This is a genomic window from Halorubrum sp. CGM5_25_10-8B (genome assembly GCF_005435095.1).
GTDB classification, from domain to species: Archaea; Halobacteriota; Halobacteria; order Halobacteriales; family Haloferacaceae; genus Halorubrum; species Halorubrum ezzemoulense.
Window position 1 is genome coordinate 15,948 of sequence record NZ_SGTY01000022.1, and the last position, 25,201, is coordinate 41,148.

Consider the following 25,201-nt stretch of genomic DNA (forward strand, 5'->3'; position numbering starts at 1 on the left):
GAGCGGCCGCTGCGGGTGGAAATTGGGATATTGGGTGCGCGGGCTCCCGGGGCGCCGTCGATCCCTCAAAACGGCGTGTAGTACGGAATCGGCGGATGCGGCAGCGGGACGCCGAGCGTCGCGAGCCCGTGCTGGAGCGGGAGGTAGCCGAGCGCGACGAACGCGACGCCGAGGACGCGGTGGAACCGGAGCCGGGTCTCGAGGCGCATCGACTGGAAGGCCGTCCCGAACAACAGGAGCGCCGGAACCGTCCCGAGGCCGAGGACGCCCAGCGAGACGGCGCCGCCGAGCGCGCTCCCCTGAACGAACGCGTACAGGAACGCCGGGTACAGCAGCGGGCACGGCAGGAACCCGTGTGCCGCCCCCAGCCCGAGGATGCGCCAGTCGCCGACCCACGCGTCGACGCGGGCGACGATCCGGTCGCTCACCGCCGCGGCCGCCCGGTCGAACCCCGGTATCGGGAGCGACTCGAACTCCAGCCGGAGCGCGTAGCGCGCGCCGAGGGCGACGATCACCCCGCCGACCGCGATTCCGGTGAGCGCGTGGACGTCGTCTGCGAGGGTCGTGACCGTCCGCCCCGTGACGAACGCGAGGCTCCCGGCGAGGCCGAAGAGACCGCCGAGCGTCGCGTAGCTCGCGGTCCGGCCGAGGTTGAACAGCGCGTGCTGCCGGACCTGCCGCACGGTGAGGTCGTCCCGCCCGTCGCGTCCGCCGGCCTCCGCGGACCGCATCCGGTCGGCGTAGGTGCCGACGAGCGGACCGCACATGCCGAGGCAGTGGGCTCCGCCGAGCAGCCCGATGAGGAGGAAGACGCCGAGGCCGAGCGAGTCGGTCGCGTACAGGGAGCCGGTCGGCTCGCACGTCGCCCCGCCGTCGGTGGCGACGAGCGCTCGGAGCGCGCCGAGGCTAGAGAGGTCCATATCGGACGGAGGTGCCGGAGACCGCTAACCGATCTGGTGCGATCGGCGAACGGGAGCGGTTCGCGCGCGGCGTCGGTCCGGGGGGAGCCGCCACCCGGGGGGAGCCGCCACCCGGTCGGCGGCGTCACCCGTCGGCGTCGAAGAGCGAGTCGACGGTGCGGACGAAGCGGTCGACGATGCGGTCGGGGAGCGACGGCGACACCTCGTCGAGGAGCGCGGCCGTGCGGTCCGGCCGGGCGAGCGAGACTGTCATCGGCCGGTCGGGGGACTTCTCGACGATCCCGTGGTCGGCGAGCGTCGAGACGTGCCACGACACCGTGCTCCGCGCGAGGTCGAGGTCGTCCGCGAGCGCCGACGGCCGCGTCGGTCCCGCGGCGTGGAGGCGGACGACGATCTCGCGGGCCGTCTCCCGCCGGAGGAACGCGAGGGTCCGTCGGTCCCACGGGTCGACCGTCGGGTCGAAGTAGTGTGCCCGCCCGCCGATCCGCTCGACCGCGAGCTCGCCGTCGCGGACGAGCCGGCGGAGGTGGTACTGCGCCTGCCCAGTCGCGATCTCGAGGTCGCGACCGATCCGGTTGAAGTGGACGCCGGGCGTGTCGCGGACGTGGCGTCGGATCCGGGCTCTGGTGTCCGACATTCCTGACTGTCCGTACTACCCGCCTCTGGGATAAAAGGCGCTCGTGCGGTCCCCCCGTCTGGGAACGGCGAACGGGAACGTCTTCTTATCCGTCCCCTCCCAAGGGCGACCCGTGACGCAGTCGATCCCGGGAGAGGTGCCGACGCTCGCCGGCTGGTCCGTGGAGGGATCGCTCCCGATCCTGGCGGTCGTGGTCGCCGCCGGACTCGGGACGAGCCTCCTCTTCGCCGTCAGCCTCGCCGCGTACCGCCGCCGCCGCCGAGCGCAGTACCGACTGATCTCCCTCGCCGTCGGCGCGCTCTTGGCCCGCTCGGTGGTGGGCGTCGGGACCGTCCTCGGGGTCGTGCCGATGCCGGTCCACCACCTCCTCGCGCACAGCCTCGACTTCCTGATCGCCGCGCTCGTCCTCTATGCGGTGTACGCCCACGCGCCCGGGGCGATCGGTGACGACGCGGCCTCGAAGTGAGTCGACCGGCCGGCTTGCTTCAAGTCGATTCGACCGACCGGCTCATCGGTCGAGCCGCGCGCGGAGGTGCTCGACCGCGACGTCGACGCGGGGACCGAGCGCGATGGCGGCGACGGCCGCGACGCCCCCGACGACGGTCCACCCGACGAGCGAGGCCACCGCCCGCCCGGTGTCGACGAACCCGCCCTCCGGCGCGAAGGAGACGCCGATGACGTGCTCGAAGACGAGTCCCCTGAACGCCCCGTTCGGCGAGAGGGCGACCGAGCCGGCGATCCCGCTCGGCGACGCCCCGGCCGACAGCGACCGGAGCACCGCGAGGTCGCCGCCGAGGACGCCGGCGAGCAGCGCGAGGAGGCCGAGCGCGAACGCGCTCCGCCGGGTCGTCGCGATCGTCGACACCGCAGCCGACAGCGAGAGGTACGCCGCGCCGAACGGGACGACGAGCGCGAGGAAGCGGAGGAACAGCACCGGCGAGTCGACGCCCGAGTGCGTCGCGAAGATCCCCGTGTCCGGCGCGGCGGTGAGCCACACGTACGCGCCGACGAGCGCGAACGGCCCGCCGACGAGGACGACGAGCGCGGCCGTCCGCGCGAGCAGCACGCCGACGACGTACCCGGCCGCGCTCACCGGGTACGTCCGGATCACGCCGAGCTCCCCGCTCGCCGCGTCGGCGAACAGCGCGCGGTAGCCGAGCACGACCGCCAGCAGCGGCACCAACACCTCGGTCGGTAAGAGGAGGTCGACGACCGCGGGCACGAACCCGGTCGCGCCGCCGCCGCCGACCGCGACGAGCCCGCCGAGGACGACGAGGAGGCCGACCGCGAGGACGGCGTACCCGGGCGTCCGCCGCACCGTGGCCAGTTCACGGCGGAAGACGACCCAGACCCCGCCAAGTCGCCGGTTCATCGCTCTGACACCCCCGTGACGTGGACCTCGCCGTCGTCCCGACCCCCCTCTCCGTCGTCCGCTGACTCGCTTTCGGCGGGCGAGGCCGGCGACTCGGCGCCGCCCGCGACCGCGCGGTACAGCTCGGCGACGCCGTCGACCCCGTGGTCGTCGAGGAGCCGGTCGCGCGCCCCCGCCGCGGCGACCCGACCGCGACGGAGGACGACGACGGCGTCCGCGTGCGCGTCGACGAGGTCGAGGTCGTGCGAGCTGACGACGACGGCGGCGTCGTCGCCCGCGCGGGCCGCCGCCCGGAAGGCCCGCTCCCGCATCTCCGGGTCGAGCCCGCTCGTCGGCTCGTCGAGGACGACCACGTCCGGGTCGCCGAGCGTCGCCTGCGCGATCCCGAGCAGTCGCCGCATCCCGCCCGAGAGGGCTCCCACCCGCTTTCCGGCCGCGTCGGACAGCCCGACGCCGGCCAGCGCCGCGTCCGGGTCGCCGCCCGCCAGCGCCGCGTAGAACCCGAGCGTCTCCCGGGCGGTGAACCCGTCGCGGAACGGCACCCGCTGCGGCAGGTACCCGACGTGCTTCTCGGACCCGGCGCGCGGGCCGCCCTCGGGGTACCGGACGCTCCCCGCGGTGGGCTCGACGGCGCCCGAGAGGATCCCGAGGAGCGTCGACTTGCCGGACCCGTTGGGGCCGACAACGGCGGTGACGCCGGCCTCGACCGACAGCGAGACGCCATCGAGGACCGGGACGCCGCCGTAGGTTCGGGTGACGCCGTCGACGGCCGCGAGCGTCGGCTCGCTCACGCCGACCCCTCCGCGGTCGCCGTGGCGTTTCCGGCGGGCTCGCCGGCGGCCCGCCAGTCCGCTCGGACCGGTCCGTCGGCGTCGGCGCCCGCACCGGTGACCGCGTCGACCCGCTCGGGGTGGTACGGCGCGGCCGCCGGCGCGGGGTCGATGATGCTCCCCGAGCGGGCGCCGGGGACGGTCCCCCGGAGGGCGTCGAGCAGCCGCGCCGCGGGCGACTCGCGCACCGCGGCCGCGCTCACGTGGCGGTGGAGCGCGGCGTCCACGGGCGAAGTCGGGCGATACGCCCGGCTCCCGGGAGCGTGCGGGCCGACGCTCGCGCCGTCCCAGTAGTTCCCGCGGTCGCCGTCGGCCCACACGCGGAGCGCCCCGGCCCCGGCCGTGGCGTGGTCGCCGTTGCCGACGAAGTCGTTCGCGACGACCCGGCTGGAGGGGACCACGGTCGTCGCCCGCGCGCCGAGCTCGTTGTCGACGACGACGTTGTGTTCGTACAGCGACCCCCGGGCGCTCGTCGAGAAGCCGAGCTCGTTCCCGACCAGCGTGTTGTACCCGACGTACGTCCGCGTGCCGGACGCCTGGATCCCCGCGCTGGAGTTGCGGACGTCGTTGCCGACGATCGCGTTGCCGGCCGGCCGCGTCATCACGGTGACTCCGGCGAACAGCTCGTTCCGGAAGGCGTTGTCCGCGACCAGCGCGTCGCCGGTGTACATGAGGTGCGTCCCGTACCGGTTGTCGACGAACGTCGAGTTCCGCACGATCGAGCCGTCGGCGCGGTGGAGGTAGATCCCGTCGCGTCCGCCCTCGAACCGGCTGTTGGTGACGGTGACGCGCGACTTCATCCCGGCGACGCCCATGAACCCGTCCTGCCACTCGTCGGTCCCCTCGACGAGGAGTCCGCTCGCGGTCGCGTGCGACCCGTCGCGCAACAGGATCCCGCTCGCCTCCGTGTCGACGGCGACGTCGTCGACGACGAGCCCGGGCGCGCCGACCGCCTTGATCCCGGCGTCGCCGTAGCCGTAGCCGAGCTGGATGTTCGTGTCCCACGTCCCGCCCTCGCTCTCGCGGGACGCGCGGGCCGCCTCCGGGTCGCGGGTGCGGTTCCCCGTGCCCGCGATCCGCAGCCCCGTGACCGCCACGTCGCGCGCGTGAACGGTGATCACGGACCCGTTCCCGTCGCCGACGACGCGGGTCGCTCCGGGGCCGGTGCCGCTGCCCGCGCCGGCGATCGTCACGGACCGGTTCACCGTCACGGTCTCCTCGTAGGTCCCGGGCGGGACGCGGACCGTCGTGTTCGGCGGCGCGGCCGCGACCGCGGCGCCGATCGTGGGGGCGTCCTCGCCGACGACGACGGAGACCGGACGGTCCGCGCGCCGCTCCGCCGCGGCGATCCGGTCGTTCGCCGTCCGCCAGCGGTCCGGGGCGAGCGCCCGCACGGTCGCCGCGGAGTCGACGTCGAACGACCGACTTCGGACCGCCGCCCAGCCGACGACGGAGCCGCCGTGTTCGTCGGCGAACGCCGCCGCGGCGTCGCGGCTCGCGAATGGGACGACGACCGGCCCGGCCGGCGTCCGCGCGTCGCTGTCGACCACGTACCGCGCTTCTCCGACGGGCGTCCAGCCGCCCGCGCCGCCCGCGGCGAACAGCCCCGACTCGGTCGTGCCCGGGTCCCGATGGTCGAACGTCTCGACGTACGCGACGAGCGGATAGCCGAACTGGCGCTCCGTCCGCCCATCGCGGCGCGAGTCGACGAACGAGGCGATCCCGTTGTACCCGACGACGTACTGGAGCTGCGAGTAGAACACCTGGACGCGCGGGAGCGTCGCGTCGCCGGCCATCAGCGCGTCCGTCTCCGAGGAGAGCCCCAGCTCGACCGCGTCGTCGAACCGCACCGGCTCGGGTACCGACTCGCTCGGGTCCGCGGCGAACGCGCCCGCGGTCGCGACCGCGGCGAGCGCGACGAGCCCGAGGAGCGCGAGCCGGAGGCGACGCGACCGGGCGGTAGCGGGGTCGAAAACTGCCACGCGTCCGCTTCGATCGGCAGCGCCTTAGAACGTCTGGTTCGTTCCTCGAACGAACCGTTGAACGCGTCCAGAGGGGCTAATAGCCCGGTATTCCAAATACAACTATGACGAGCGACAACCAGCCGACGAGCGCACCCGACCGACGCGAGAACATCCCGCGGCGACGCCTGCTCGCTGGACTCGCCGCCGGCGGCGCCGCCGCGGTCGCCGGCTGTGCCGGCGGAGGGTCGGAGTCCGTGTCCCCCGTCTCGATCGACGACGACCAAGCCTGCGACCAGTGCGGGATGATCGTCGCGGACCACCCCGGAACGGTCGGGCAGGTCCACTTCGAGGACGACGAGCCGGAGGGGGGGCGCCCGGCGCAGTTCTGTAGCGGCACCTGTACGTACACCTACCGGTTCGACGCCGAGGACGCGGGACGGACGCCGCTCGCGACCTTCCTCACCGACTACTCGGCGGTCGACCAGGAGGTGTTCGAGGAGGGCGGCGACACGATGTTCTCCTCGCACGTCGGAAGCGGAGCGTTCGCCCGCGAGACGGCCCTCACGGTCGTCGCGCGCAGCGAGGTGATCGGCGCGATGGGTCCGGACCTGGTCCCGTTCAGCGAGGAGGCCGACGTCGAGTCGTTCGTCGCGGAACACGGCGGCGAGGCGATGCCCGCGACCGAGGTGGACCGCGCGACGCTTGAGGCGCTGTAGGGTCGGCCACCGGTTCATCCGGAGGGAGAGCTCAGGTTCTCGGGAACCCTATGACGCCGGACACGCCGCCGACGACGGCCGAGAAGGCCAACGTCGTGACGAGTTGCGGCGTGCTGTCATCTCGGATCGGATCCGGTTTCGCTTAGTCTCGTCGCTGTCGTCCCGTCCGGTGTCTTCCCGGAGCCGGTGCCGCGCCTCGCGTGGGCGACGGTCATCGGGATGCGCTTCACCGCACCGCGGCGTATCACGCCTACCGGAATGCGAGATGAATCTCGGCACCGACGGAAAGACGCCGGAACTCAGAGACGGGCGATACGAAGAGCAGACGCGACGGGTCGCCGTGGGTTCGGCTGTTCGAAATTCATCGCGATACGGGCTCACGTCCACAGGTTCCCTCAGTTGGGCTTGTAGTCGCCGTGCTCGTCGCCCTGCGACTCCTTAACAAACGATAACACGCCGTGAAGCCGTTTGAACGGCTCTGTGAGTCATACTATCCGAACTCGTAACGTTAGTACAACAGCGGTCGTGGACTGACTCAGGGTACACGTCGAACGAAGCGCTACGTTAAAACACAGACGACTCGAAAACATCGTATGCTGCGGCGAACCGCGACAGATGTCCTTGCCGTGCTCGCGGTTATCGCAGTTGTCGCACTGGTTGTGGGACAACTCACCGGCCAGCCGGTCCTGCTGGGGTTCGTTACCTCAGAGAGCATGGCCCCCACACTGGAAGCCGGTGATGGGTTCGTTGCGGTCCCGGCGCAGCTAGGCGGTGATATCGAGACTGGAGACGTAGTCGTATTCGAGGCCGTTGAGCTACAGGGTGGCGGGCTCACAACGCACCGAGTAGTCGGAGAGACTGACACCGGCTACCTCACGCAAGGGGACAACAATCCATTCACGGACCAAGATGGCGATGAGCCGGTCGTAACGGACGGGCGGATTGTCGCAACCGTACTTCAGGTGAACGGGCAAGTCGTCCGAATCCCACGGCTCGGTACTGGTATCGAAGCGGTTCGAGAAACCGCAACGCGTCTACAGACAACGCTGGCAGAAGCTCTTGGAATCGAAGCAACCGCTGATTCAGAGGGCCTCAGTGGACTGTTTATCGCGGTCGGCTTGGTCTTGCTGCTGGCCGTGTTCGCTGACAACCTGCGCACGTCACATACACGCGACCGTATCCGCAGTCGATCTCGATTTGACGATCAAGGTATCGACGGTCGGTGGGTGGCACTCGGCCTCGCGTTCTTGATTCTCGTCCCGGCAAATGCGGCGATGTTCGCACCGACGGGTACGCATCAGATCGTCGTTGACGGCGATGACCTGCCAGCCGGCACAACGGCAGGAGAAGCCGTCGACACCAGTCTCACTGCCGAAAACGGTGGGCTTGTAACGATGCTCGTACTGCTTGAGACGACACATCCAGAGGGAGAGCTCGGGCGTGAGGAGTTAGTTGTCCCTCGCGGCCAGTCAGCAACCGCGAGCTTGACTGTGACAGCACCCCCACCAGGAGAGCAAGCAGTGGTAACAGTGTCTGAGCACCGCTATTTCCTCATTGCGCCGGCGACAGTTATTACACGGCTTCACGCAATTCACCCGCTCGTCGCGATCGCCGCGTTCAACCTATTGATCATCGGGACGACCACGACACTCATCGGCGCGGCCTTCGGCCTCGGGCCACGGCGAACGCGGCGCCGTCGAAGCCGAGTGTGAACTGCTCTGAACTATACTGCGGTGAATTTATAATTCCCTTGACAGGAACCACAATCGGACAAAAAGGTAAGTGCCGTGCGGCTACTCCGAGGGTTCGAAACTGAACCCCTCCAGTTTACTGGCGTTCTGCCCACTCGTACCCCCCTCGAATATCAAAAACAGCTCGCTGTTGCTAATATCGTTCTCCGGCTCAACAGTAAACTCGAACGGGCGATTCCTATTTTTCAGGACGAATTCTGAGCTCAGTTCGGTTCCGTTCTCGTCCACGAAGATCACCCTGTCTCCGCTCCCATCCACAAGATACGCGATGAGGTTTCCAGTCGTCTTCGATGCCTCAATCTCGAGCGCGTACGTGGTAGCAGACGGAACAGGCGGAAGCTTGAATCCGACGTAGAGCCCGTTACCGCCACTACCTTTCAGATCCGCAGACGACCTATTGTCTCCGTTGTTCACGTTCTGTGAACCCACAACCGTACCAGTGGCCGCGTCGCCGGGACGGGCGGCCTCGCCAGCAGCATCGTCACTGTAGTTGTTTGCGTTCCCGTAATCGATCGGACAAGTGATACTTACCGCCTCTCCCGTCGTTCGCGTCGCGTCGACGGAGAACGATTCAGTGTCGGCGACGAGTGCTAACGTGACGTAGTATTCGCCACTGAATCCACCTGCTGAGTCAGCACACGCCAGCGTTACGGCGTAGTCTCCACTTCCGGTTTCATCTAGCGACGTTTCGACCGCCTCAGTAGTGATCGAGGTGCCTGAGCTGTCTAAGACATCCGTAACCGTCACACTAAGCTCCGAGAACGTATATTCTGTATCACTTTCACTGGCCAGTATCGTATAGATCACCGTCGACGGATTCTGCCTACTGATCGGAGTGAATGGCGATTCCTCCTCGAGCGGCAACAACGCCGTCGAATCAGTGGTTGTCGTGAGTTCGACGGCCCGATCCGAGTGAACGCGTGTTGCCGCATCGGTACTGATCGCCGCTAAGCCAAAGCCCGCCCCCAGGAATCCGAGTGCGGCTCGTCGAGTCCACCTGTGGTCTCGGGTCATGCGTTGAACTCTGGTGGCTTTTCGCTATTACCGAGCAACTGTTGACTACTTTCATACACGTGATACGCCGATGACCCAGCAAAGAGCAGCCCGATGAGTGCTGCCCACATCAGGGTCGGAATCGACGCCGGGAACACGCCAACCCACGCCGCGGCAACGAGTCCGAGTGAGAACGCAGACAACCCCAGATAATACTCGCCCCACGGGATTGAGTCGTCGGGAACAACGTCCATATAGAGGTCAAGCCTGTCAGCCTCGCTGGTCAACTCGAGATCGCCCCTGTCGTGTGTGATGATGCCAGCGCGCTCTAATCGGGGGATGTGGTTCTGTTGAATCGAGGTGTACACGCGATGGCGTTCGCTTGATTCGACCGCTGCCACTGGTTTGTCATTTTCCCACGCCGCGACCTCTTCAGCGATGCTCGATAGAGCGCCTTCGCCGTCGTCACGCTTCAGGATGTGAATTGTATGCCGGCGTCGCGAGTTACTCAATAGGTCGTGTATATCAGTGTGTGACAGTTGCGTACTAGTTTGTGTGGGTTGGGATAACGCGCTCATGGTACGGGAGAAAAGACGACGGCGTCGTCTTCTCTATAAGTATACATTAATAGATGTATCAGATAGTACTAAGACTTTATATATTTTAGTGAAACGAACATCGCGGTATTAATCTAAGAAAGCAGTGGGACGGGAGCTCAGTGTACTGTGTCGGAACACGCTCTATACAGAGCTTTTACCGGGTGTACTGAGTTAGCTTCTGTAGAATGAGAGCGGACACCACGCAAAATCATTGACGAGGGTGTTCGGCACAGAGTCACAGGATTATCACTCTCGATACAGCTACTCTTCTTGATTATCCTTCACTTACCACGACCGCAAACAGCGAAATTGGATGAGCCGACGCACCACGAACGAGTCCGTGTGAATTCACACCCCCGCTACGGCGCGTTACGGGGACGGGGTCTCTTCAATACGGATATCCAAGGCCTCGCGACTGTTGCCGCTAGTTCCGGTTTCTACCTCAGCGTTTACCGGCGATGACGAGCTCGAGGACACCTCAACCGTAGACCCGCTGCTAACGTCAGATCCGTCGACGGAAGAAAGAATGCTACCACCGTTCGTATCTCCGAACGTAACATCGTAGCTAGTAGTATCGTTCTCGACGAAGGCGAACAGCTCGTCGTAGCTCACTGTAGAGTTCGGCGGTAGACCGTTGTCATCACCGAACACAATCGTCACGTCGTTGGCAACGAGACTGACGTAGCTGCTTCCTATTCCGGAGTACGTTTCTGTTGAATTCGGATTTTCAGGGAATATATCAGTGCCATCAGTAGATTCCCTACTGTCACCAGCTTCGTTATAAATATCGACGGTGTCAGACGACGCGTCGACGAGGACATCGACAAAGTTGGCGGTGATGTTGCCTGCGAGAGTGGTCTCTTCCTCACTAGTCAATCCCGAAACAACGCCGGTCGTACCTGAGTCACCGAGGTCCGCACCGAACACGTTGACTTCGACCGCACGCTGTGCCGTCGTCGAGCTAAACGCGCCCGACCCGAACGCCGCACCCGTTCCAACGCCCACAACCCCGATCGCACCTAACACACTCCGTCGGTTCATTTTCATTGGTGTGTCTCTCCCTAAGCAGGACATCTACTTAATAAACCGCCGGGTTAGGATTCTAACCGCCACATTTAGCGACAGCGACCCGCTTCAGGCACACCCTGAACAACCCACTTGATCCGGCGAGATGGCTAAAGCGGCTCAATATTATACCCCCCTAGCGCATATAAACCGGTAATGCAAAGACGAGCACTGCTCGCGGGTATCGGCCTGTCGAGTATCGGCGTCGGGGCCGCGTTTGGATCTGGCGCATTCACCACAGTTAGCGCGAACCGGACGGTCGATCTCTCGGTTACGAAAGACGACGGAGCTCGGATCGGGTTCACCCCGGGAAATGGAGCAAGCAGCATTATCGGAACTAGTACGGACTCCAGCAGCGTGGAGGTTATCACCGTTTCCAAATCCGACCTCAACGACCGGGCGAAGACGGTGTTCGAAGACGCGCTCACCGTGACGAACAACGGAGGAAGTGGTGACCCTGCCGTTGATATTTATATCGAAGACGAAAGCTCGGTGCCCGTGGGAGCTGAAAGCGCTGATGTCCTTGACCTCCAGACTGCCACCGATAACAACTCAATTGTTGGCAGCACCAACGCCGTTGAGGTTTCCACCGACGGTGGTTCACAGTCGCTCGATGTCGTAGTCGATCTGCGGGACAGTAGTGTCGACGGAAATACGTTTGATGATATTGCCGAAATCACGTTTGTCGCAAACAGCGCCTAGTGGTGGATATAGCGTTACTGTGACAATGCCGTAGCGACCCCGCGAGCAGTCTCAAAGCGGTGTGAGTAACACATCCCGAAGTCCCCGTCTCAACATGAATCGTACCAGTGTCGTCGTGCTCGCTTTCTTCCTCCTCATCAGTGGCACGGTAGCTCCTGTTGCGGCGTTCACTGACGGTGACGAGGTCGCACCCGGATCTAACGTGTATCTTGATGCTGCTGACAGTGAGAACGCGGACAAGTACGTTCAGTTCGATGCGAGCGACGAAGTCCGTCTCCAGTTCGATGGGGTGCCACCCGGAAGCCGCACTCGTGCCGATGACCTGTTCGTCGTCGGATTCGACGGGTATCAAGACAGCGACAATGCCACAGCAGTCGGGCTTAGCAGCAGTAGCGCGCACATCACTCTCAGGCGGATGGACACGGGAGCGACCTTTGACAGCGGTGAGATAACACTTCAGCCGGGTGAGAGCGTCACGTTCGGTGTGATCATCGAGACAGATCAAGCCAGTATTACTGGGGCGGTCGATCTTGAGGTGAAAATCCCCGACGAGGACACCACGGAAGGAAACGGAGGCGGTGCTGGATCTCCCGGTGGTGTGACGGACGACGCGTCTGACAACACCGAGGAATCTGACGGTAATGGACCGGAGACCGACTCGGGCGGTGGCGATACGGACGACACGGAAGGCACTGGGACTGAGTCGGGTGACACCGATGATGGTGAGACGGATCCAGGCGCCGGAGACAACACCGGGGACAGCGGTGACAGTGAGAACGGATCTTCGACAGATCCAGACACACAAGAGTCTATTAGCAACGAAACGCTGTCAGACGGTGGCGGAGATGCCGCTGACCCGGCGCTTGAGCCTGGTGGGCTTCAGTTTGGAACCGTCACGCTCCAGTGGTCATTGTTCGGGGGCGTACTCGCAGCCTTCACAAATTACCTTGTCCAGACCCGGCTACGAGACCAGTCGCCGGTGTTCCGATTTAACCGCTCACAGCGTCGTGAGCGGCTAAAACCTGTCTTATCCCGTGAAGCAGCTATCGGCGTTGGTGTGTTCGTTATCACGGTAGCAGTTGCCGGGTTGTTATCAGGCGCCGGCGTTTCAGATATCGGGCAGCTAGCTGTGACGCTCATCTTCTCGGGGGTTGCCGGTGGTGTCACCGGCTATCGGCGGTTCCCGTCCCTCGATCTGAGCGTACCCCCGTCGTGAGCGTCGGGTCGTTTCCGCGCGACGCCGTTTTTATACGATCGACGCTGCCATGTGTCAGTCTGACGACCAACGACCCCGCCTGAGAGTTTGGACTCGCCGAGCGGTTCGGTGCGGACCTCCACCCCGAGCCAGCCGACGATGGCGCGTCCTCACCGGACACCTGCGCGAGCCCACGCCCCGGTGAACGCGGACGCAGTCGACGGCACTACGAGTCCCGCGTCGGCTACCCCCCGGCGCCCCACTGCTCGACGCGCTTCGGCCGGTCGGAGACGGCCATCACGTCGAGGTCGTCGCCCGCGTGGTCGAGCGCCTCCAGCGCGGCCGTCGCGGAGGCCTGCGTCGAGAAGTAGGTTATCTCCTCCTCGACGGCGACCTCCAGCAGGTCGCGCTGGCGCGAGACGATGAGGTCGAGCTCGCCGCGCTTGGCCGCCTCGATCAGGTCCGTCGCCTCGCTCAGCTCGAAGTGTTCGGCGTACCCCGCGACCAGCGCCTCGCCCGCCTCGGTGCCCGGGTCCGGGAACTCCTCGGCCGAGAGGTCGACGACGGCGGTGCCGGACTCGGGGATCGGCTTCCCGGTCGAGTCCTGCGCCTTGTCGTACGCCTTGCCGAAGGAGGTGGCCGTGCCCATCACCTCGCCGGTGGACTTCATCTCGGGGCCGAGCCGCGGGTCCGACCCCGGCAGCCGGTCGAACGGGAGGACGACCTCCTTCACGCTGCGGTGTTCGGGGATCTGCTCGGCGGCGTCGAGGTCGGCGAGCGTCAGGTCGTCGGTCATCACCTTCGCCGCGAGCTTGGCGATGGGGACGCCCGTCGCCTTCGAGACGAACGGGACGGTCCGCGAGGAGCGCGGGTTCGCCTCCAGCACGTACACCTCGCTCTCGGCGTCGGGGTCGTCGACCCCCGTCACCGCGAGTTGGACGTTGAGCAGTCCGACCGTGTCGAGCGCGCGGGCGATATCCTCGGTGACCTCGCGGACCCGGCCCAGCGTCTCGTCGCCGAGCGAGCGCGGCGGGATCATGCACGCGGAGTCGCCCGAGTGGACGCCGGCGCTCTCGACGTGTTCCATCACGCCGCCGAGGAGCACGTCCTCGCCGTCCGCGACCGCGTCGACGTCCAGCTCGACCGCGTCGTCGAGGAACTGGTCGACGAGGATCGGCTTGTCGGGGGAGACGCGGACCGCCTCCTCGATGTACTCCTCTAACTCCGCGTCGTCCTCGACGACGCGCATCGCGCGCCCGCCCAGCACGTAGGAGGGGCGAACGAGGACCGGGTAGCCGATCCCGTGGGCCAGTTCGAGCGCCTCCGCCTCGCTCGTCGCGGTGCCGCCCTCGGGCTGGGCGACGCCCAGTTCGTCCATCAGGACGTTGAACCGGTCGCGGTCCTCCGCTAAGTCCATCGCCTCGACGCTCGTCCCCAGGATCTCGCAGTCGAGCCCGCGGCGCTCGATCTCCGCCTGAAGCGGTTCGCCCACGTTCACCGAGGTCTGCCCGCCGAACTGGACCATCACGCCGTCGGCGCCGGTCGTCTCGATCACGTCGGCGACCTCCTCGGCGGAGATGGGCTCGAAGAACAGCCCGTCGGAGGTGTCGTAGTCCGTCGACACCGTCTCGGGGTTGTTGTTGATCACGTGCGCGTCGATGCCGAGCTCGCGGAGCGCGCGCACCGCGTGGACCGCGCAGTAGTCGAACTCCACGCCCTGTCCGATGCGGATCGGGCCGCCGCCGACGACCACGACGCTCTCCACGTCGGGGTCGACGCGGACCTCGTTCGCCGCGCCCGCGGTGTCGGCGCCCCGGAGGAACTCCGGCAGCCGCGCGGAGTAGTAGTACGGCGTCGAAGCCTCGAACTCGCCCGCGCAGGTGTCGACCTGCTTGTAAGTCCGGTCCGGAACCGCGCTCTCGACCTGCCCCACGTCGGCGTCGACGCCGGCGGCGGCGGCGGTCGCCGCGATCTCCGCGTCGGTGCGGCCGACCATCGCGGCCTCGGTGAAGTCGCCCTCGGCGGCCGCCGCGGTCCCGGCGGCGATGCGCTCGAAGCGCTCGACGTACCAGCGGTGGATGCCGGTGAGGTCGATCACGTCGTCGACGTCGTAGCCGCGGTCGAACGCCTCGAACATCGCGTACGGGCGGTCCGGGCTCGGACGTTCGAGGTACTCCGACTCTAGCTCGTCGTCGCTCACCGTCTCGAAGTCGACGGCGGGGTCGTACTCGGAGGAGCGCAGCGCCTTCACCATGCTCTCCTCGAACGTCCGCCCGATCGACATCGCCTCGCCGGTGGACTTCATCGCCGTGCCGAGCTCGAAGTCCACGTCGTCGAACTTGTCGATCGGCCAGCGCGGCACCTTCGTCACCACGTAGTCGATGGCGGGCTCGAAGGCGGCGGTCGTCTCGCCGGTGATCTCGTTGTCGATCTCGTGGAGCCGCTTTCCGAGCGCGACCTTCGCAGTGACGCGGGCGATCGGGTAGCCCGTCGCCTTGGACGCGAGCGCGGAGGACCGCGAGACGCGCGGGTTCACCTCGACGACGCGGTACTCGCCGCCCGGGGTGCCGTCGTCGTGCCACGCGAACTGGATGTTACAGCCGCCCTGAATGCCGAGGTCGCGGATCACTTCGAGCGCCGCGTCGCGCATCTCCTGGTGGCCGTCGTCGGGGATGACCTGCGAGGGGGTGACCACCGTCGACTCGCCGGTGTGGATCCCCATCGGGTCGATGTTCTCCATGTTACAGATGATGATACAGGAGTCGTCGGCGTCCCGCATCACCTCGTACTCCAGTTCGACCCACCCCGAGATGGACTCGGTGACGAGGACCTCACTGTTGCGCGAGAGGCGGAGCCCCTTGCGGACGCGCTCGACGAGCTCCTCGAACTCGTCGACGACCCCGGAGCCGGAGCCGCCGAGGGTGTAGGTGGTCCGGGCGATGACCGGGAGGCCGCCGACCGCGTCGACAGCCTCCTGGACGCGCCCCCGGAACGCCGCCTCGTCGAAGTCGGTGACCGACTCGCCCTCGTCTAAGGAGATGGTCGTCGACTTGGGGACCGGCTGGCCGAGGTCCTCCATCCGCCGGCGGAACAGGTCGCGGTCCTCCGTCGCGTAGATGGTGTCGAGCGGCGTCCCCATCACCTCGACGTCGTGTTCCTCCAGAATGCCCTCCTCGGCGAGCTCGGCGGTGACGTTGAGCCCCGTCTGTCCGCCGAGCCCGGCGATGACGCCGTCCGGCTCCTCGATCCGGATGACCTCCGCGATCGCCTCGGGCGTGATCGGCTCGATGTACACCCGGTCGGCCGTCTCGGGGTCGGTCATGATCGTCGCGGGGTTCGAGTTCACTAGGACGACGCGGGCGCCCTCCTCCTGTAGGGCGCGGCACGCCTGTGCGCCGGAGTAGTCGAACTCGGCCGCCTGTCCGATCTGGATCGGTCCGCTGCCGATAAGGAGAATCGTCCGGTCTTCGCTCATTACGCGGACGGAATACGCTCATCGTAATAAGGTCGGCGGTAGAGTACGAATCTCGCAGTAGATTTGCGATTTTCGCAAGCTATTCCGTATCACGGTGAGTGTTACGACATCTCACGGTAGCCGACACCGCCGTCAGGAACCGAGTCACGACGCCCGGCTCGTACGACGCGTCACCGCCGGCGTAACGGCCTGAGCCGCCCATCGCAAGGAATTTACCGAGATGTCGGGAACTCCCGGACGACATGCCCTGTTCCCGCCGCCGTGCCCTCCAACTGCTCGGCACCGCCGGCGCGACCGCCGCGACGGCCGGGTGCCTGAGCCCCGGCAGCCTCGACTCGTACGCCCTCATCGGGGACGAACTGGACCTCTCGTCGATCGGACCCCCCTACCTGTGGCCCGATCCCACGGTCATCGACGCCACCACCCGCGTCGACTTCACGACCGAAGCCAAGACCGCGTCCCTCTCCGCGCTGTTCGAGACCGGGACGGTGACCGTTAGACAGTGGCCGCTGGTCGGTCGAGACGAGTGGGGGACCGAGACGCGCCCGCGGCCGACGTTCCTCCGCCGGGACGAGACCTTCTACGAGGTCCGGATCACCGACGAGCGCGTCCTCGAACGCGAGCGCTGGCACTTCGCGGTCGACCGGGTCGACGAGACGCCGCCCGACGGCGCGGCGGTCGCGGAACCGCCCTTCGACCTCTCCGACCAGGACGAGCGCGTGCTCGACGCGGCGCTCGACGCCGTGTACGCGGGCAACGACGGCTTCCTCGGGGACCCAGAGTTCGACGAGCTACAGACCGTCGAGTTCCATCACGGGCTCGACGCCGATGCGAGCGCCCTCGTCCCCTCGCCCCCGTTCGAGTTCGTCGAGTACGAGGACGAGTACTTCCGGACCGTGACGGAGCGCCGGACCGTCGAAGTCCCGGAGTGGACGTACGCGATCGGCGAGGTCAGCGACTCGCGGGCCGATTTTATCGCGTACGCGCGCGACGCCATCGTCGAGCGCAATCTCACCGACGCCGGGCTCTCGCAGGCCGCTCAAGGGGTCTTTGACGATGCGATCGCTGAGGAGCCCCGCCGCTACGAGGAGGGCGCGCCGCCCTCGGACGAGCTCAGCGAGGCCCTCGGCGCGCTCGGTATTGCCGAGGACCTCGAACCGATCGACAGCTACGAGGAGCGCGTCGATTTCCGGAACGTCGTCGTCGAGTACCGTGACGGCGTCTATCGGTTCGATCTCATCGTGACGCCGTAGCACGCTCGCGGGCTCAGCCGAACGATCGCACGCCCGGCCGCAGACAGTTGCCTTCCGGGCCTCCGGCCGCCCCTCAGGTCTCCAGCCGGTACCGGTACGGTTGGCCCGCGATGACCTCGACCTCGCCGCGCTCGGCCCGTCGCCCTAACACGGTGGCGACCCTGTGCGGGCTGTCGATCGCCTCGCACTCGTCGCACTCCTCGACGAGCGCGAGGATCTCCCGGGCGGTCAGCGGCTCGTCGGCCTCGGCGAGCACGCCGCGAATTCGGTCGTACCGGTCGTATTCGCCGGCGCTCATACGTCTTACGTAGGGTCTCCGAACATATAGGGTTCAGTGAGACAGGAGTCGGACGACTGTCAGACGCAGGCATCGAAGCGGCCGCGTTCCGGGGGCTGAGCGATTCTCGCGGTCGTCACCGCGGTGAGTCCGACGCTCAGGCGTAGGGGTCTTCGGCTTCGAGGTCGCGCTCCGCGCGGTACTGCTCGACGAACTCGCTCACGTCGAACTCGACCATCTCTCGTTCGAACGCCGACAGCGCCTCGTCGTCGTCGGCGTGGCTCACGGCGTGCTCCATCAGCTCGACCACCAGTTCGACGACGACCTCGTGGAGCCGGCGGGAGTCGAACTCGGTCACCCACACCATCGCGTACCCCACGTCGGCGTTCTCGCTGGCGTCGTGCGCGACGACCGCCTCGGGGAACTCCTCCAAGACGACGCCGAGGAGGTGCGGCGTGTCGAACTCCGGCATCTCCTCGCTGGTCGTTTCGATCGCCTCCCGGAGCACCTCGACCAAGAAGTCGGGGAGGAACCGCTCCGGGGGATGGACGTCCATCACGACTGCGTGGGTCTCGCCGCAGTCGCACTCGTACTCGCGCATCCCGAGGTCCAGTTCGCCGACGCCGATCGTCTCCCCGCAGGGTAGCTCCAGCGCGTTCTCGTCGCCGCCGGGGACGCGGGGCTTGGACATAGCTCTCTTTGGTCGCTGGCGAGGTTAAAAGGAGCGGAACGGGTCGGTGCGCCGGGGGGAGCGGCGGCGACTCGACGCCCGCTACTCGGAGTCCTCGTAGCCGGATTCTCCGCCGCTCTCAGCGGATTCGTCCTCCTCTTCGGCGGACTCGCCGTCTCCGCCGTCCGTCTCCACCTCCGCTTCGACCTCGATCTCGATCCCGTTCGCCTCGTAGGTCGCCTCGATCGACTCGGCGTCGTCGCGCTCGATCTCCAGTTCGTCCCGGTCGACCTCCACCTCGACCTCCACGTCGACGGTCACGTCGTCGGACATGAGCATCGCTACGCGCGCGACACTCAAAACGTCCCCGCAGGAGATCGACCGCCGGCCGCGTTACTGGAACCCGATCCGACCGCCGGTGTCGCGCAGCGACTCGCCGCCGCCGCCCTTGAACTGCTCCCTGACGTCCTCGTAGTACGCGAGGATGTCGTCGTTTATCGTCGGCCGCACCGACTCCATGGCGCGCCGGAAGTGCTTCATCTCGACCTCCTCGGCGTCGTCGTCGTCGCGCAGGGCCTCGATGGCGGCCTCGCGGGCGATCCCCTCCAGGTCGGAGCCGACGTAGCCGTCAGTGATCTCGGCGACCTCACGCAGGCTCACGTCGGGCGCGAGCGGCGTGTTCTCGGTGTGGATGTCGAGGATCTGCTCGCGGCCCTCCTGATCGGGCTGGCCGATCATCACGAGCCGGTCGAACCGGCCGGAGCGGAGCAGCGCGGGGTCGATCATGTCCGGGCGGTTCGTGGCGCCGATCACCATCACGTCGCCCATGTCTTCGAGGCCGTCGAGCTCCGTCAGGAGCTGATTAACGACGCGCTCGGAGACGTTGTTCCCCATCTCCTGGCCGCGCGAGGGCGCGAGGCTGTCGAGCTCGTCGAAGAAGATGATCGTCGGGCTCACCTGCCGGGCCTTCCGGAAGGTCTGCCGGATCGCCTTCTCAGACTCGCCGACCCACTTCGAGAGCAGCTGCGGCCCCCGCACCGAGATGAAGTTCGCGTTCGTCTCGTTGGCGACCGCCTTCGCCATCAGGGTCTTCCCCGTCCCGGGCGGGCCGTACAGCAGCACGCCCTTCGGCGCGTCGACGCCCATCCGGTCGAACTTCTCGGGAGAGGTGAGCGGCCACTCGACCGACTCCTGAACCTGCTGTTTGGCCTCTTCGAGTCCGCCGACGTTGTCCCAGGATATCTTCGGGAGCTCGACGAGCACCTCGCGCATCGCCGACGGCTCCACCTCGTTCAGCGCGCCCGAGAAGTCGTCGCGCTTGACGATCATCCGGTCGATGAGGCTCGGCGGCACCTCCTCCTCGTCTAAGTCGATCTCGGGGAGGTAGCGCCGGAGCGCTTTCATCGCGGCCTCCTTCGTGAGGCTCTCGATGTCGGCGCCGACGAAGCCGTGCGTCTCGTCGGCGAGGTGGTCGAGGCTCACGTCGTCCGAGAGCGGCATCCCGCGGGTGTGGATCTGGAGGATCTCCTTGCGGCCGACCTCGTCCGGGACGCCGATCTCGATCTCGCGGTCGAAGCGCCCGGGGCGGCGGAGCGCGGGGTCGACGCTGTCGACACGGTTCGTCGCGCCGATGACGATCACCTGCCCGCGGGTCTCCAGCCCGTCCATCATCGTCAGCAGCTGCGCGACGACGCGGCGCTCGACCTCGCCGGTGACGTCCTCCCGTTTCGGCGCGATCGAGTCGAGCTCGTCGATGAAGATGATCGAGGGCGACTCCTCCTTCGCGTCCTCGAATATCTCCCTGAGCTGTTGTTCGGACTCGCCGTAGTACTTCGAGATGATCTCGGGGCCGGCGATCGAGAAGAACGACGCCGAAGTCTCGTTGGCGACCGCCTTCGCGAGCAGCGTCTTCCCGGTGCCGGGCGGGCCGTGGAGCAGGACGCCCTGCGGCGGCTCGATCCCGAGCTTCGAGAAGATCTGCGGGTGTTTCATCGGCAGCTCGACCATCTCGCGGACGCGCTGGATCTCCGACTGGAGGCCGCCGATGTCCTCGTACGTAATTCCGCCCCCGGTCTTCTCGAACCCGGAGATCGGCTCCTCGCGCAGCTCGACCTCGGTGTCCTCCGTGATGAGACAGACGCCATCGGGCTCCGTCTCGACTGCGATCAGCGGGATTGCCTGCCCGGGCGACCGCATGAACGGGTGGTTCGTCGACGACATCACGGGGACGATGTCGCGCTCGACGACCGGCCGCTTGAGGATCTGGCGTTTCACCATGCCGGCGGCGTCGGAGCCGAACTGGACGGACGCCTCCTCGGGCGGGGCCAAGACGAGCTTGTCGGCCTTCTCGGCCTCCGCCTTCCGGATGGTGACGCGCTCGCCGATGCCGACGTCCGCGTTCTGGCGGGTGAACCCGTCCACCCTGACGGTGTCGGTGTTCCAGTCCTGGCGGTCGGCGCGCCAGACCTTCGCCGCGGTGGTCTCCGCGCCCTCGATCTCGATGATGTCGCCGGGCGAGAGCTTCAGATGTAACAGGGTATCGGGGTCGAGTCGGGCGATGCCGCGCCCCGAGTCGTTCGGGTACGCCTTCGCCACTTCGAGTTGGACTTCGTTCATAGTTCCTCGCGGGGGATGGTCGTATCTGGACCCGGTCCGGGAATAAGCCTGTTGCCCGTGCCGCCGCTCCGCACCGATCTGTCGGCGGCCGCGGCAGGTTGTGTTATCATATAGCACGGTTAGGCGTCCGTTCTTAAAACCTCGTCGTAAGCGTGCGTTTTCGCCGTGGATCTGCGGCGGCCGCAACGGACGTTTTTTGCCCGTCCGAGGTGACTTTCGGCCGTGTTCGACTCCCTCTCCGGCCCAATGCGGTCCCTCCTCGCTCGGCTCGCCTTCCTCGTCGCCGGCGCGCTCGTCGGGGCGGCGCTGTACGCGCTCGGCGTCGCCGGGATTCTGGCCGTCCCGCTCGCGGTGGTGGCGCTGCTGGTGATCGGCGAACTGTACCTGTTCGCGGCCGGCCAGGGGGTGTAACTCGCCCGAGCCTCGCCGCCCGCCCGCGATCGAATCCGGAGGTATTTGTCCGGCAGTCGCGTCGGAACCAGCATGCGAACGCTCGTCTTCGACGGTCGGACCGGGGCCGCCGGCGACATGATCTGCGCCGCGCTGATCGCCGCCGGGGCGGACCCCGACGCGCTCGCCCCCGTGAGCGACGCGCTTCCGGTCCGGTACGCCGTCGGCGAGGTCGAGAAGAACGGGATCCGCGCGACGACGGTCGACGTCCTCGTCGATGACAGGACGGTCGAGACCGACGGAGACCACGGCCACGACCACGACCACGGCCACGACCACGACCACGGCCACGACCACGACCACGGCCACGACCACGACCACGGCCACGACCACGGCCACGGCCACGACCACGACCACGACCACGACAACGATCCGAGCACCTCCGGATCTGACGAACCGGCCGAGGGGGCCGGCGTCCACCGGAGCTACCGCGAAGTGGTCGATCTGGTCGAGTCGATGGGCCTTCCGCCGGCCGTCGAGTCGACCGCGCTCGACGCCTTCGAGCTGCTCGGCCGCGCCGAGGCGTCGGTCCACGGCACCGACCTCGACGAGACCCACTTCCACGAGGTCGGCGCGGACGACGCGATCGCCGACGTGGTCGGCGCCGCGCTGCTGCTCGCCGACCTCGGTCCCAAGCGAGTCGTCACGACGCCGGTCGCCGCCGGCGGGGGGACGGTCGAGATGAGCCACGGGACGTACCCCGTCCCGGCCCCGGCGACGACCGAGATCGCGAGCCGGGCCGGGTTCCGGATCGCCGGCGGGCCGATCGACCGCGAACTGCTCACGCCGACCGGCGCGGCGATACTGGGAGCGGTCGCCGACGGCTTCGACGCGGTCCCGGACCTCGCGGTCGAACGCGCGGGCTACGGCGCGGGCGACGCCGACTTCGAGCGCCACCCGAACGTCCTCCGCGCGCTCGTCGGCGACAGGAGAGAACCCGGACCTGACGGCGACCGCGAGAAACGCGACGATGACCGAGCCCGAGCCGGGCAGCCCGTCGACGGACGGCTCGCACACGACGACATCGCCGTCCTGGAGACGAACCTCGACGACGCCGCGCCGGAGGTGCTCGGCGGGCTTCAGGAGACGCTCTCGCGGGCCGGGGCGCGGGACGTGACGATCGTCCCGACGGCGATGAAGAAGTCGCGCCCGGGACACCTCGTGAAGGTGATCTGTAAGCCGGCGGACGCCGAGGCCGTCGCCGAGCGCCTCGCCCGCGAGACGGGGACGCTCGGGGTGCGCCAGTCCGGCGCGAGCCACCGCTGGATCGCCGACCGCGCGTTCGAGACGGCGACGCTCCGGGTCGACGGCGAGGACCACGAGGTCGACGTGAAGGTCGCCTCGACGACCGACGGGGAGGTGTACGACGTCAGCGGGGAGTACGACGACGCGGCCGCGGTCGCGGAGGCGACCGGCCTCCCGATCCGCGAGGTGCTTCGCCGCGTCGAAGCCGAGGTGCGGGAGCAGCTCCCGCGAGAATAGGCCGGGAGGTGACGCCCCGGCACCCCCGTCAGTCGGGGGGGTCGACCCGCTCGACGCGCTCGGGGTCGACGCCGAAGCCGTCGGCGAGGCGCTCGCGGACGCGATCGACGACGAACTCCTCGGCGTCCTCGTTGAGGCCCGCCTCCTCGCCGACCGCGAGGGTGGCGACCGCCTCGACCGTGGTGTCGTTGAGGCCGGGACGGAGGCCGGCGATCTCGATCTCCTCGACGCGGAGGCCGTCGATTCGCTCGATCTGTGCTCGTGCGCCGGCGACGAGGTCGCCGGTGGCCGCCTGCGAGACGCGGACGGTCACCGTGGCCTCGACCGACGGCGTGTGGATGGCTGCCGCCATACGCCCCCGCCGCGAGTCGAACGCGGTGCGGCCGGTCGGCCGCCCGGGGTCGCAACCCGGAACGCGACCGGTCCGCGGCCTCGAACGCGCCGGCGGCGAGGTCGCCGGCGGCAGCGCTCGCGAGGGCAACGGTCGTCCGGTTCGACCCGCGCGACGAACGCGGCGGCTGGAGAGAACGGGTGTGGTCCGTCCCGCGGGGAAACCTCCCCAGCCGACGCGCGTCACGCGGTCGGGCGGACGGACCGTGAGTTCGGAGCCGAATACCCGATCCCGATCCACCCGAGGGACGCGACGCTCACGGACCGCACGAGCGTCGGGAGGGTGGAACGGGTCATGGTCGGTCTCCGAGGCGCTGAATGCGCCGTCGTCCAATCCCAGTACCGGTTTCGTATTAAAATTATGTTAGTTATGCTACCTCATGACATGGCTAATTCGGTCCGGAAGCCGCCGATAATCCGCCGGAGCGGCCGCGGGCGACCCGTTCAGTCGCCCCCGAGACGACAGGCCTATGCCGGCCGCCCGACCAGTTGCGCGTAAGCAGTCACCGCCATGATCGAGCGAATTCACACGTCGGACGTCGAACCGGACGCGGACGAGGTCGCCATCGCCGGCCACGTCCACGAGATCCGCGACCTGGGGGGCCTCGTGTTCCTCATCGTGCGGGACCGCGAGGGGCTCATCCAGATCGTCTTCAAAGAGGAGCGCGAGCCGGAGCTGTTCGAGGCCGTTCAGGACGTCGGCGCCGAGGACGTTGTCCGCGTCGTCGGCGAACCGCTGGAGAGCGATCAGGCGCCCGGGGGCGTCGAGATCGCGCCGACCGAGTACGAGGTCATCGACGAGGCGGAGTCCCCGCTCCCGCTGGAGATCTCGAAGGACATCGAGGTCGACCTCTCGACCCGGCTCGACAACCGCGCGCTCGACCTCCGGAAGCCGGAGACGCTGGCGGTGTTCACTCTGCGCTCCGAGCTGATCACCGCGATGGAGGAGTGGTTCGAAGCCGAGGGGTACGTCGACATCAAGACGCCGCTGATCTCGAAGGGCGGCGCTGAGGGCGGCGCCGAGCTGTTCCCGATCCTCTACTACAACCAGGACGCGTTCCTCTCGCAGAGCCCCCAGCTGTACAAGCAGATGCTGATGGCCTCGGGCTACGAGGCCGTCTACGAGACGGGGACCGCGTTCCGCGCCGAGGACTTCGCCACCTCTCGCCACGTCTCCGAGATCGCGATGTTCGACGTGGAGCTGGCCTACATCGACGACCACGACGACGTGATGGACGTCCAAGAGGAGTCGCTGCGCTACGCGCTCCGCGAGGTCGCCGAGAACGCCGAGCGCGAACTCGACCTTCTCGACGTGGACCTGGAGGTCCCCGAGGACGACTTCCCGCGGATCACCTTCGACGAGGCGCTCGACATCCTCGAAACCGAGTTCGGCCACTTCCCCGACGACCCGACGGACCTCGACACGAAGGGCGAGAAGCTGCTCGGCGAGCACTTCGAGGAGCAGGGGCATCCGGCGTTCTTCGTCGTCGGCTACCCCGACGAGAAGTTCTACTACATGCAGGACGTGCCGGACGACGAGATCGCCTCCCGGAAGTTCGACCTCATCTACAAGGGCCAAGAGCTCTCCTCGGGCGGCCAGCGCGAACACGACGTCGAGCGCATGGTGGAGGTCATGGAGGCGGAGGGCGTCGAGACCGCGAACTTCGAGTTCTACATCGAGGCGCTGAGCTACGGCACGCCCCCCCACGGCGGCTACGGGCTCGGTATCGACCGCCTCGTCCAGAAAGTCGCCGACCTCGACAACATCAAGGAGGCGATCATGTTCCCGCGTGACCCCAACCGGCTGGAGCCGTAGTCGGTTCGAACGACGCCCACCCTACCCG

General features: G+C 67.3%; 23 protein-coding genes. 9 read left to right on the forward strand and 14 right to left on the reverse strand.

The window, feature by feature from the left end; all coding sequences use genetic code 11:
* Window positions 1-65: 65 nt before the first annotated feature.
* Both EXE51_RS15460 and EXE51_RS15465 read right to left on the reverse strand, forming a co-directional pair.
* Window positions 66-920 carry a sulfite exporter TauE/SafE family protein gene (locus EXE51_RS15460; protein WP_094593255.1) on the reverse strand — a complete coding sequence of 285 codons (855 nt, stop codon included), beginning with the start codon at window positions 918-920 and terminating at the stop codon, window positions 66-68.
* A 124-nt stretch (window positions 921-1,044) separates the two neighbouring features.
* Window positions 1,045-1,557 carry a helix-turn-helix domain-containing protein gene (locus EXE51_RS15465; RefSeq protein ID WP_094520487.1) on the reverse strand — a complete coding sequence of 171 codons (513 nt, stop codon included), beginning with the start codon at window positions 1,555-1,557 and terminating at the stop codon, window positions 1,045-1,047.
* Window positions 1,558-1,669: 112 nt separating this feature from the next.
* On the opposite strand from EXE51_RS15465, the gene EXE51_RS15470 reads away from it, so the two are divergent.
* The gene (locus EXE51_RS15470; RefSeq protein ID WP_094495329.1) at window positions 1,670-2,023 is read left to right on the forward strand and encodes a hypothetical protein; all 354 of its coding nucleotides are present in this window, start codon (window positions 1,670-1,672) and stop codon (window positions 2,021-2,023) included.
* Window positions 2,024-2,065: 42 nt separating this feature from the next.
* Here EXE51_RS15470 and EXE51_RS15475 read toward each other — a convergent pair whose 3' ends face one another.
* The 3 genes from EXE51_RS15475 to EXE51_RS15485 are packed head-to-tail and all read right to left on the reverse strand — an operon-like array spanning window position 2,066 to window position 5,741.
* Window positions 2,066-2,929 (reverse strand): copper ABC transporter permease, encoded by an 864-nt coding sequence (locus EXE51_RS15475; protein WP_137690999.1) that lies wholly within the window; start codon window positions 2,927-2,929, stop codon window positions 2,066-2,068.
* A complete protein-coding gene (locus EXE51_RS15480; RefSeq protein WP_089308783.1) occupies window positions 2,926-3,720 on the reverse strand; it encodes an ABC transporter ATP-binding protein in 795 nt (264 codons plus the stop codon). Before EXE51_RS15480 ends, EXE51_RS15475 begins: the two co-directional genes overlap by 4 nt.
* Window positions 3,717-5,741 (reverse strand): NosD domain-containing protein, encoded by a 2,025-nt coding sequence (locus tag EXE51_RS15485; protein ID WP_137692991.1) that lies wholly within the window; start codon window positions 5,739-5,741, stop codon window positions 3,717-3,719. The genes EXE51_RS15480 and EXE51_RS15485 overlap by 4 nt, the downstream gene beginning before the upstream one ends.
* A 104-nt stretch (window positions 5,742-5,845) precedes the next feature.
* On the opposite strand from EXE51_RS15485, the gene EXE51_RS15490 reads away from it, so the two are divergent.
* Together EXE51_RS15490 and EXE51_RS15495 are read left to right on the forward strand one after the other, a co-directional pair.
* Window positions 5,846-6,439: a nitrous oxide reductase accessory protein NosL gene (locus tag EXE51_RS15490; protein ID WP_137692992.1), complete on the forward strand. Its 594-nt coding sequence runs from the start codon at window positions 5,846-5,848 to the stop codon at window positions 6,437-6,439.
* 593 nt (window positions 6,440-7,032) lie between these two features.
* Window positions 7,033-8,151 (forward strand): signal peptidase I, encoded by a 1,119-nt coding sequence (locus EXE51_RS15495; protein ID WP_137692993.1) that lies wholly within the window; start codon window positions 7,033-7,035, stop codon window positions 8,149-8,151.
* Between the two features lie 81 nt (window positions 8,152-8,232).
* Here EXE51_RS15495 and EXE51_RS15500 read toward each other — a convergent pair whose 3' ends face one another.
* The 3 genes from EXE51_RS15500 to EXE51_RS15510 all read right to left on the reverse strand — a co-directional run bounded on the left by EXE51_RS15500 (window position 8,233) and on the right by EXE51_RS15510 (window position 10,829).
* Window positions 8,233-9,204, reverse strand: coding sequence for a hypothetical protein (locus EXE51_RS15500; protein ID WP_137692994.1), 972 nt, complete (start codon window positions 9,202-9,204; stop codon window positions 8,233-8,235).
* A complete protein-coding gene (locus tag EXE51_RS15505; protein WP_321167015.1) occupies window positions 9,201-9,584 on the reverse strand; it encodes a hypothetical protein in 384 nt (127 codons plus the stop codon). Before EXE51_RS15505 ends, EXE51_RS15500 begins: the two co-directional genes overlap by 4 nt.
* A 567-nt stretch (window positions 9,585-10,151) precedes the next feature.
* Window positions 10,152-10,829: a hypothetical protein gene (locus EXE51_RS15510; RefSeq protein ID WP_137692996.1), complete on the reverse strand. Its 678-nt coding sequence runs from the start codon at window positions 10,827-10,829 to the stop codon at window positions 10,152-10,154.
* A gap of 174 nt (window positions 10,830-11,003) precedes the next feature.
* Here EXE51_RS15510 and EXE51_RS15515 point away from each other — a divergent pair, with 174 nt between their 5' ends.
* On the forward strand, window positions 11,004-11,549 hold the full coding sequence (locus tag EXE51_RS15515; protein ID WP_137692997.1) for a hypothetical protein: 546 nt from the start codon (window positions 11,004-11,006) through the stop codon (window positions 11,547-11,549).
* A 94-nt stretch (window positions 11,550-11,643) separates the two neighbouring features.
* Window positions 11,644-12,765 (forward strand): hypothetical protein, encoded by a 1,122-nt coding sequence (locus EXE51_RS15520; protein WP_137692998.1) that lies wholly within the window; start codon window positions 11,644-11,646, stop codon window positions 12,763-12,765.
* Between the two features lie 223 nt (window positions 12,766-12,988).
* Here EXE51_RS15520 and carB read toward each other — a convergent pair whose 3' ends face one another.
* Complete coding sequence (gene carB, locus EXE51_RS15525) at window positions 12,989-16,219, reverse strand: carbamoyl-phosphate synthase large subunit (RefSeq protein ID WP_137692999.1); 3,231 nt, start codon at window positions 16,217-16,219, stop codon at window positions 12,989-12,991.
* Window positions 16,220-16,461: 242 nt separating this feature from the next.
* Here carB and EXE51_RS15530 point away from each other — a divergent pair, with 242 nt between their 5' ends.
* Window positions 16,462-17,472, forward strand: coding sequence for a hypothetical protein (locus tag EXE51_RS15530; RefSeq protein WP_137693000.1), 1,011 nt, complete (start codon window positions 16,462-16,464; stop codon window positions 17,470-17,472).
* A gap of 73 nt (window positions 17,473-17,545) precedes the next feature.
* On the opposite strand, the gene EXE51_RS15535 is transcribed toward EXE51_RS15530, so the two are convergent.
* The 4 genes from EXE51_RS15535 to EXE51_RS15550 form a co-directional block, all read right to left on the reverse strand.
* The gene (locus tag EXE51_RS15535; protein ID WP_049932592.1) at window positions 17,546-17,770 is read right to left on the reverse strand and encodes a hypothetical protein; all 225 of its coding nucleotides are present in this window, start codon (window positions 17,768-17,770) and stop codon (window positions 17,546-17,548) included.
* A gap of 136 nt (window positions 17,771-17,906) precedes the next feature.
* Entirely contained in the window at window positions 17,907-18,440 is a 534-nt protein-coding gene (locus EXE51_RS15540) for a DUF5815 family protein (RefSeq protein ID WP_094520492.1), read from the reverse strand.
* 81 nt (window positions 18,441-18,521) lie between these two features.
* A complete protein-coding gene (locus EXE51_RS15545) occupies window positions 18,522-18,752 on the reverse strand; it encodes a hypothetical protein (RefSeq protein ID WP_049932596.1) in 231 nt (76 codons plus the stop codon).
* A 60-nt stretch (window positions 18,753-18,812) separates the two neighbouring features.
* Window positions 18,813-21,035 carry a CDC48 family AAA ATPase gene (locus EXE51_RS15550; RefSeq protein WP_049932597.1) on the reverse strand — a complete coding sequence of 741 codons (2,223 nt, stop codon included), beginning with the start codon at window positions 21,033-21,035 and terminating at the stop codon, window positions 18,813-18,815.
* A 222-nt stretch (window positions 21,036-21,257) separates the two neighbouring features.
* Here EXE51_RS15550 and EXE51_RS15555 point away from each other — a divergent pair, with 222 nt between their 5' ends.
* Both EXE51_RS15555 and larC read left to right on the forward strand, forming a co-directional pair.
* The gene (locus EXE51_RS15555; protein WP_049932599.1) at window positions 21,258-21,446 is read left to right on the forward strand and encodes a hypothetical protein; all 189 of its coding nucleotides are present in this window, start codon (window positions 21,258-21,260) and stop codon (window positions 21,444-21,446) included.
* A gap of 72 nt (window positions 21,447-21,518) precedes the next feature.
* Window positions 21,519-22,967: a nickel pincer cofactor biosynthesis protein LarC gene (larC, locus tag EXE51_RS15560; protein WP_137693001.1), complete on the forward strand. Its 1,449-nt coding sequence runs from the start codon at window positions 21,519-21,521 to the stop codon at window positions 22,965-22,967.
* A gap of 28 nt (window positions 22,968-22,995) precedes the next feature.
* Here the strand turns inward: larC and EXE51_RS15565 are convergent, their stop codons facing one another.
* Window positions 22,996-23,319, reverse strand: a complete 324-nt coding sequence (locus EXE51_RS15565; protein ID WP_086216685.1) for a hypothetical protein — start codon at window positions 23,317-23,319, stop codon at window positions 22,996-22,998.
* A 549-nt stretch (window positions 23,320-23,868) separates the two neighbouring features.
* Between EXE51_RS15565 and aspS the strand changes: the two genes are divergently transcribed.
* A complete protein-coding gene (gene aspS / locus EXE51_RS15570) occupies window positions 23,869-25,173 on the forward strand; it encodes an aspartate--tRNA(Asn) ligase (protein ID WP_089308792.1) in 1,305 nt (434 codons plus the stop codon).
* The last annotated feature ends 28 nt before the right edge of the window (window positions 25,174-25,201 follow it).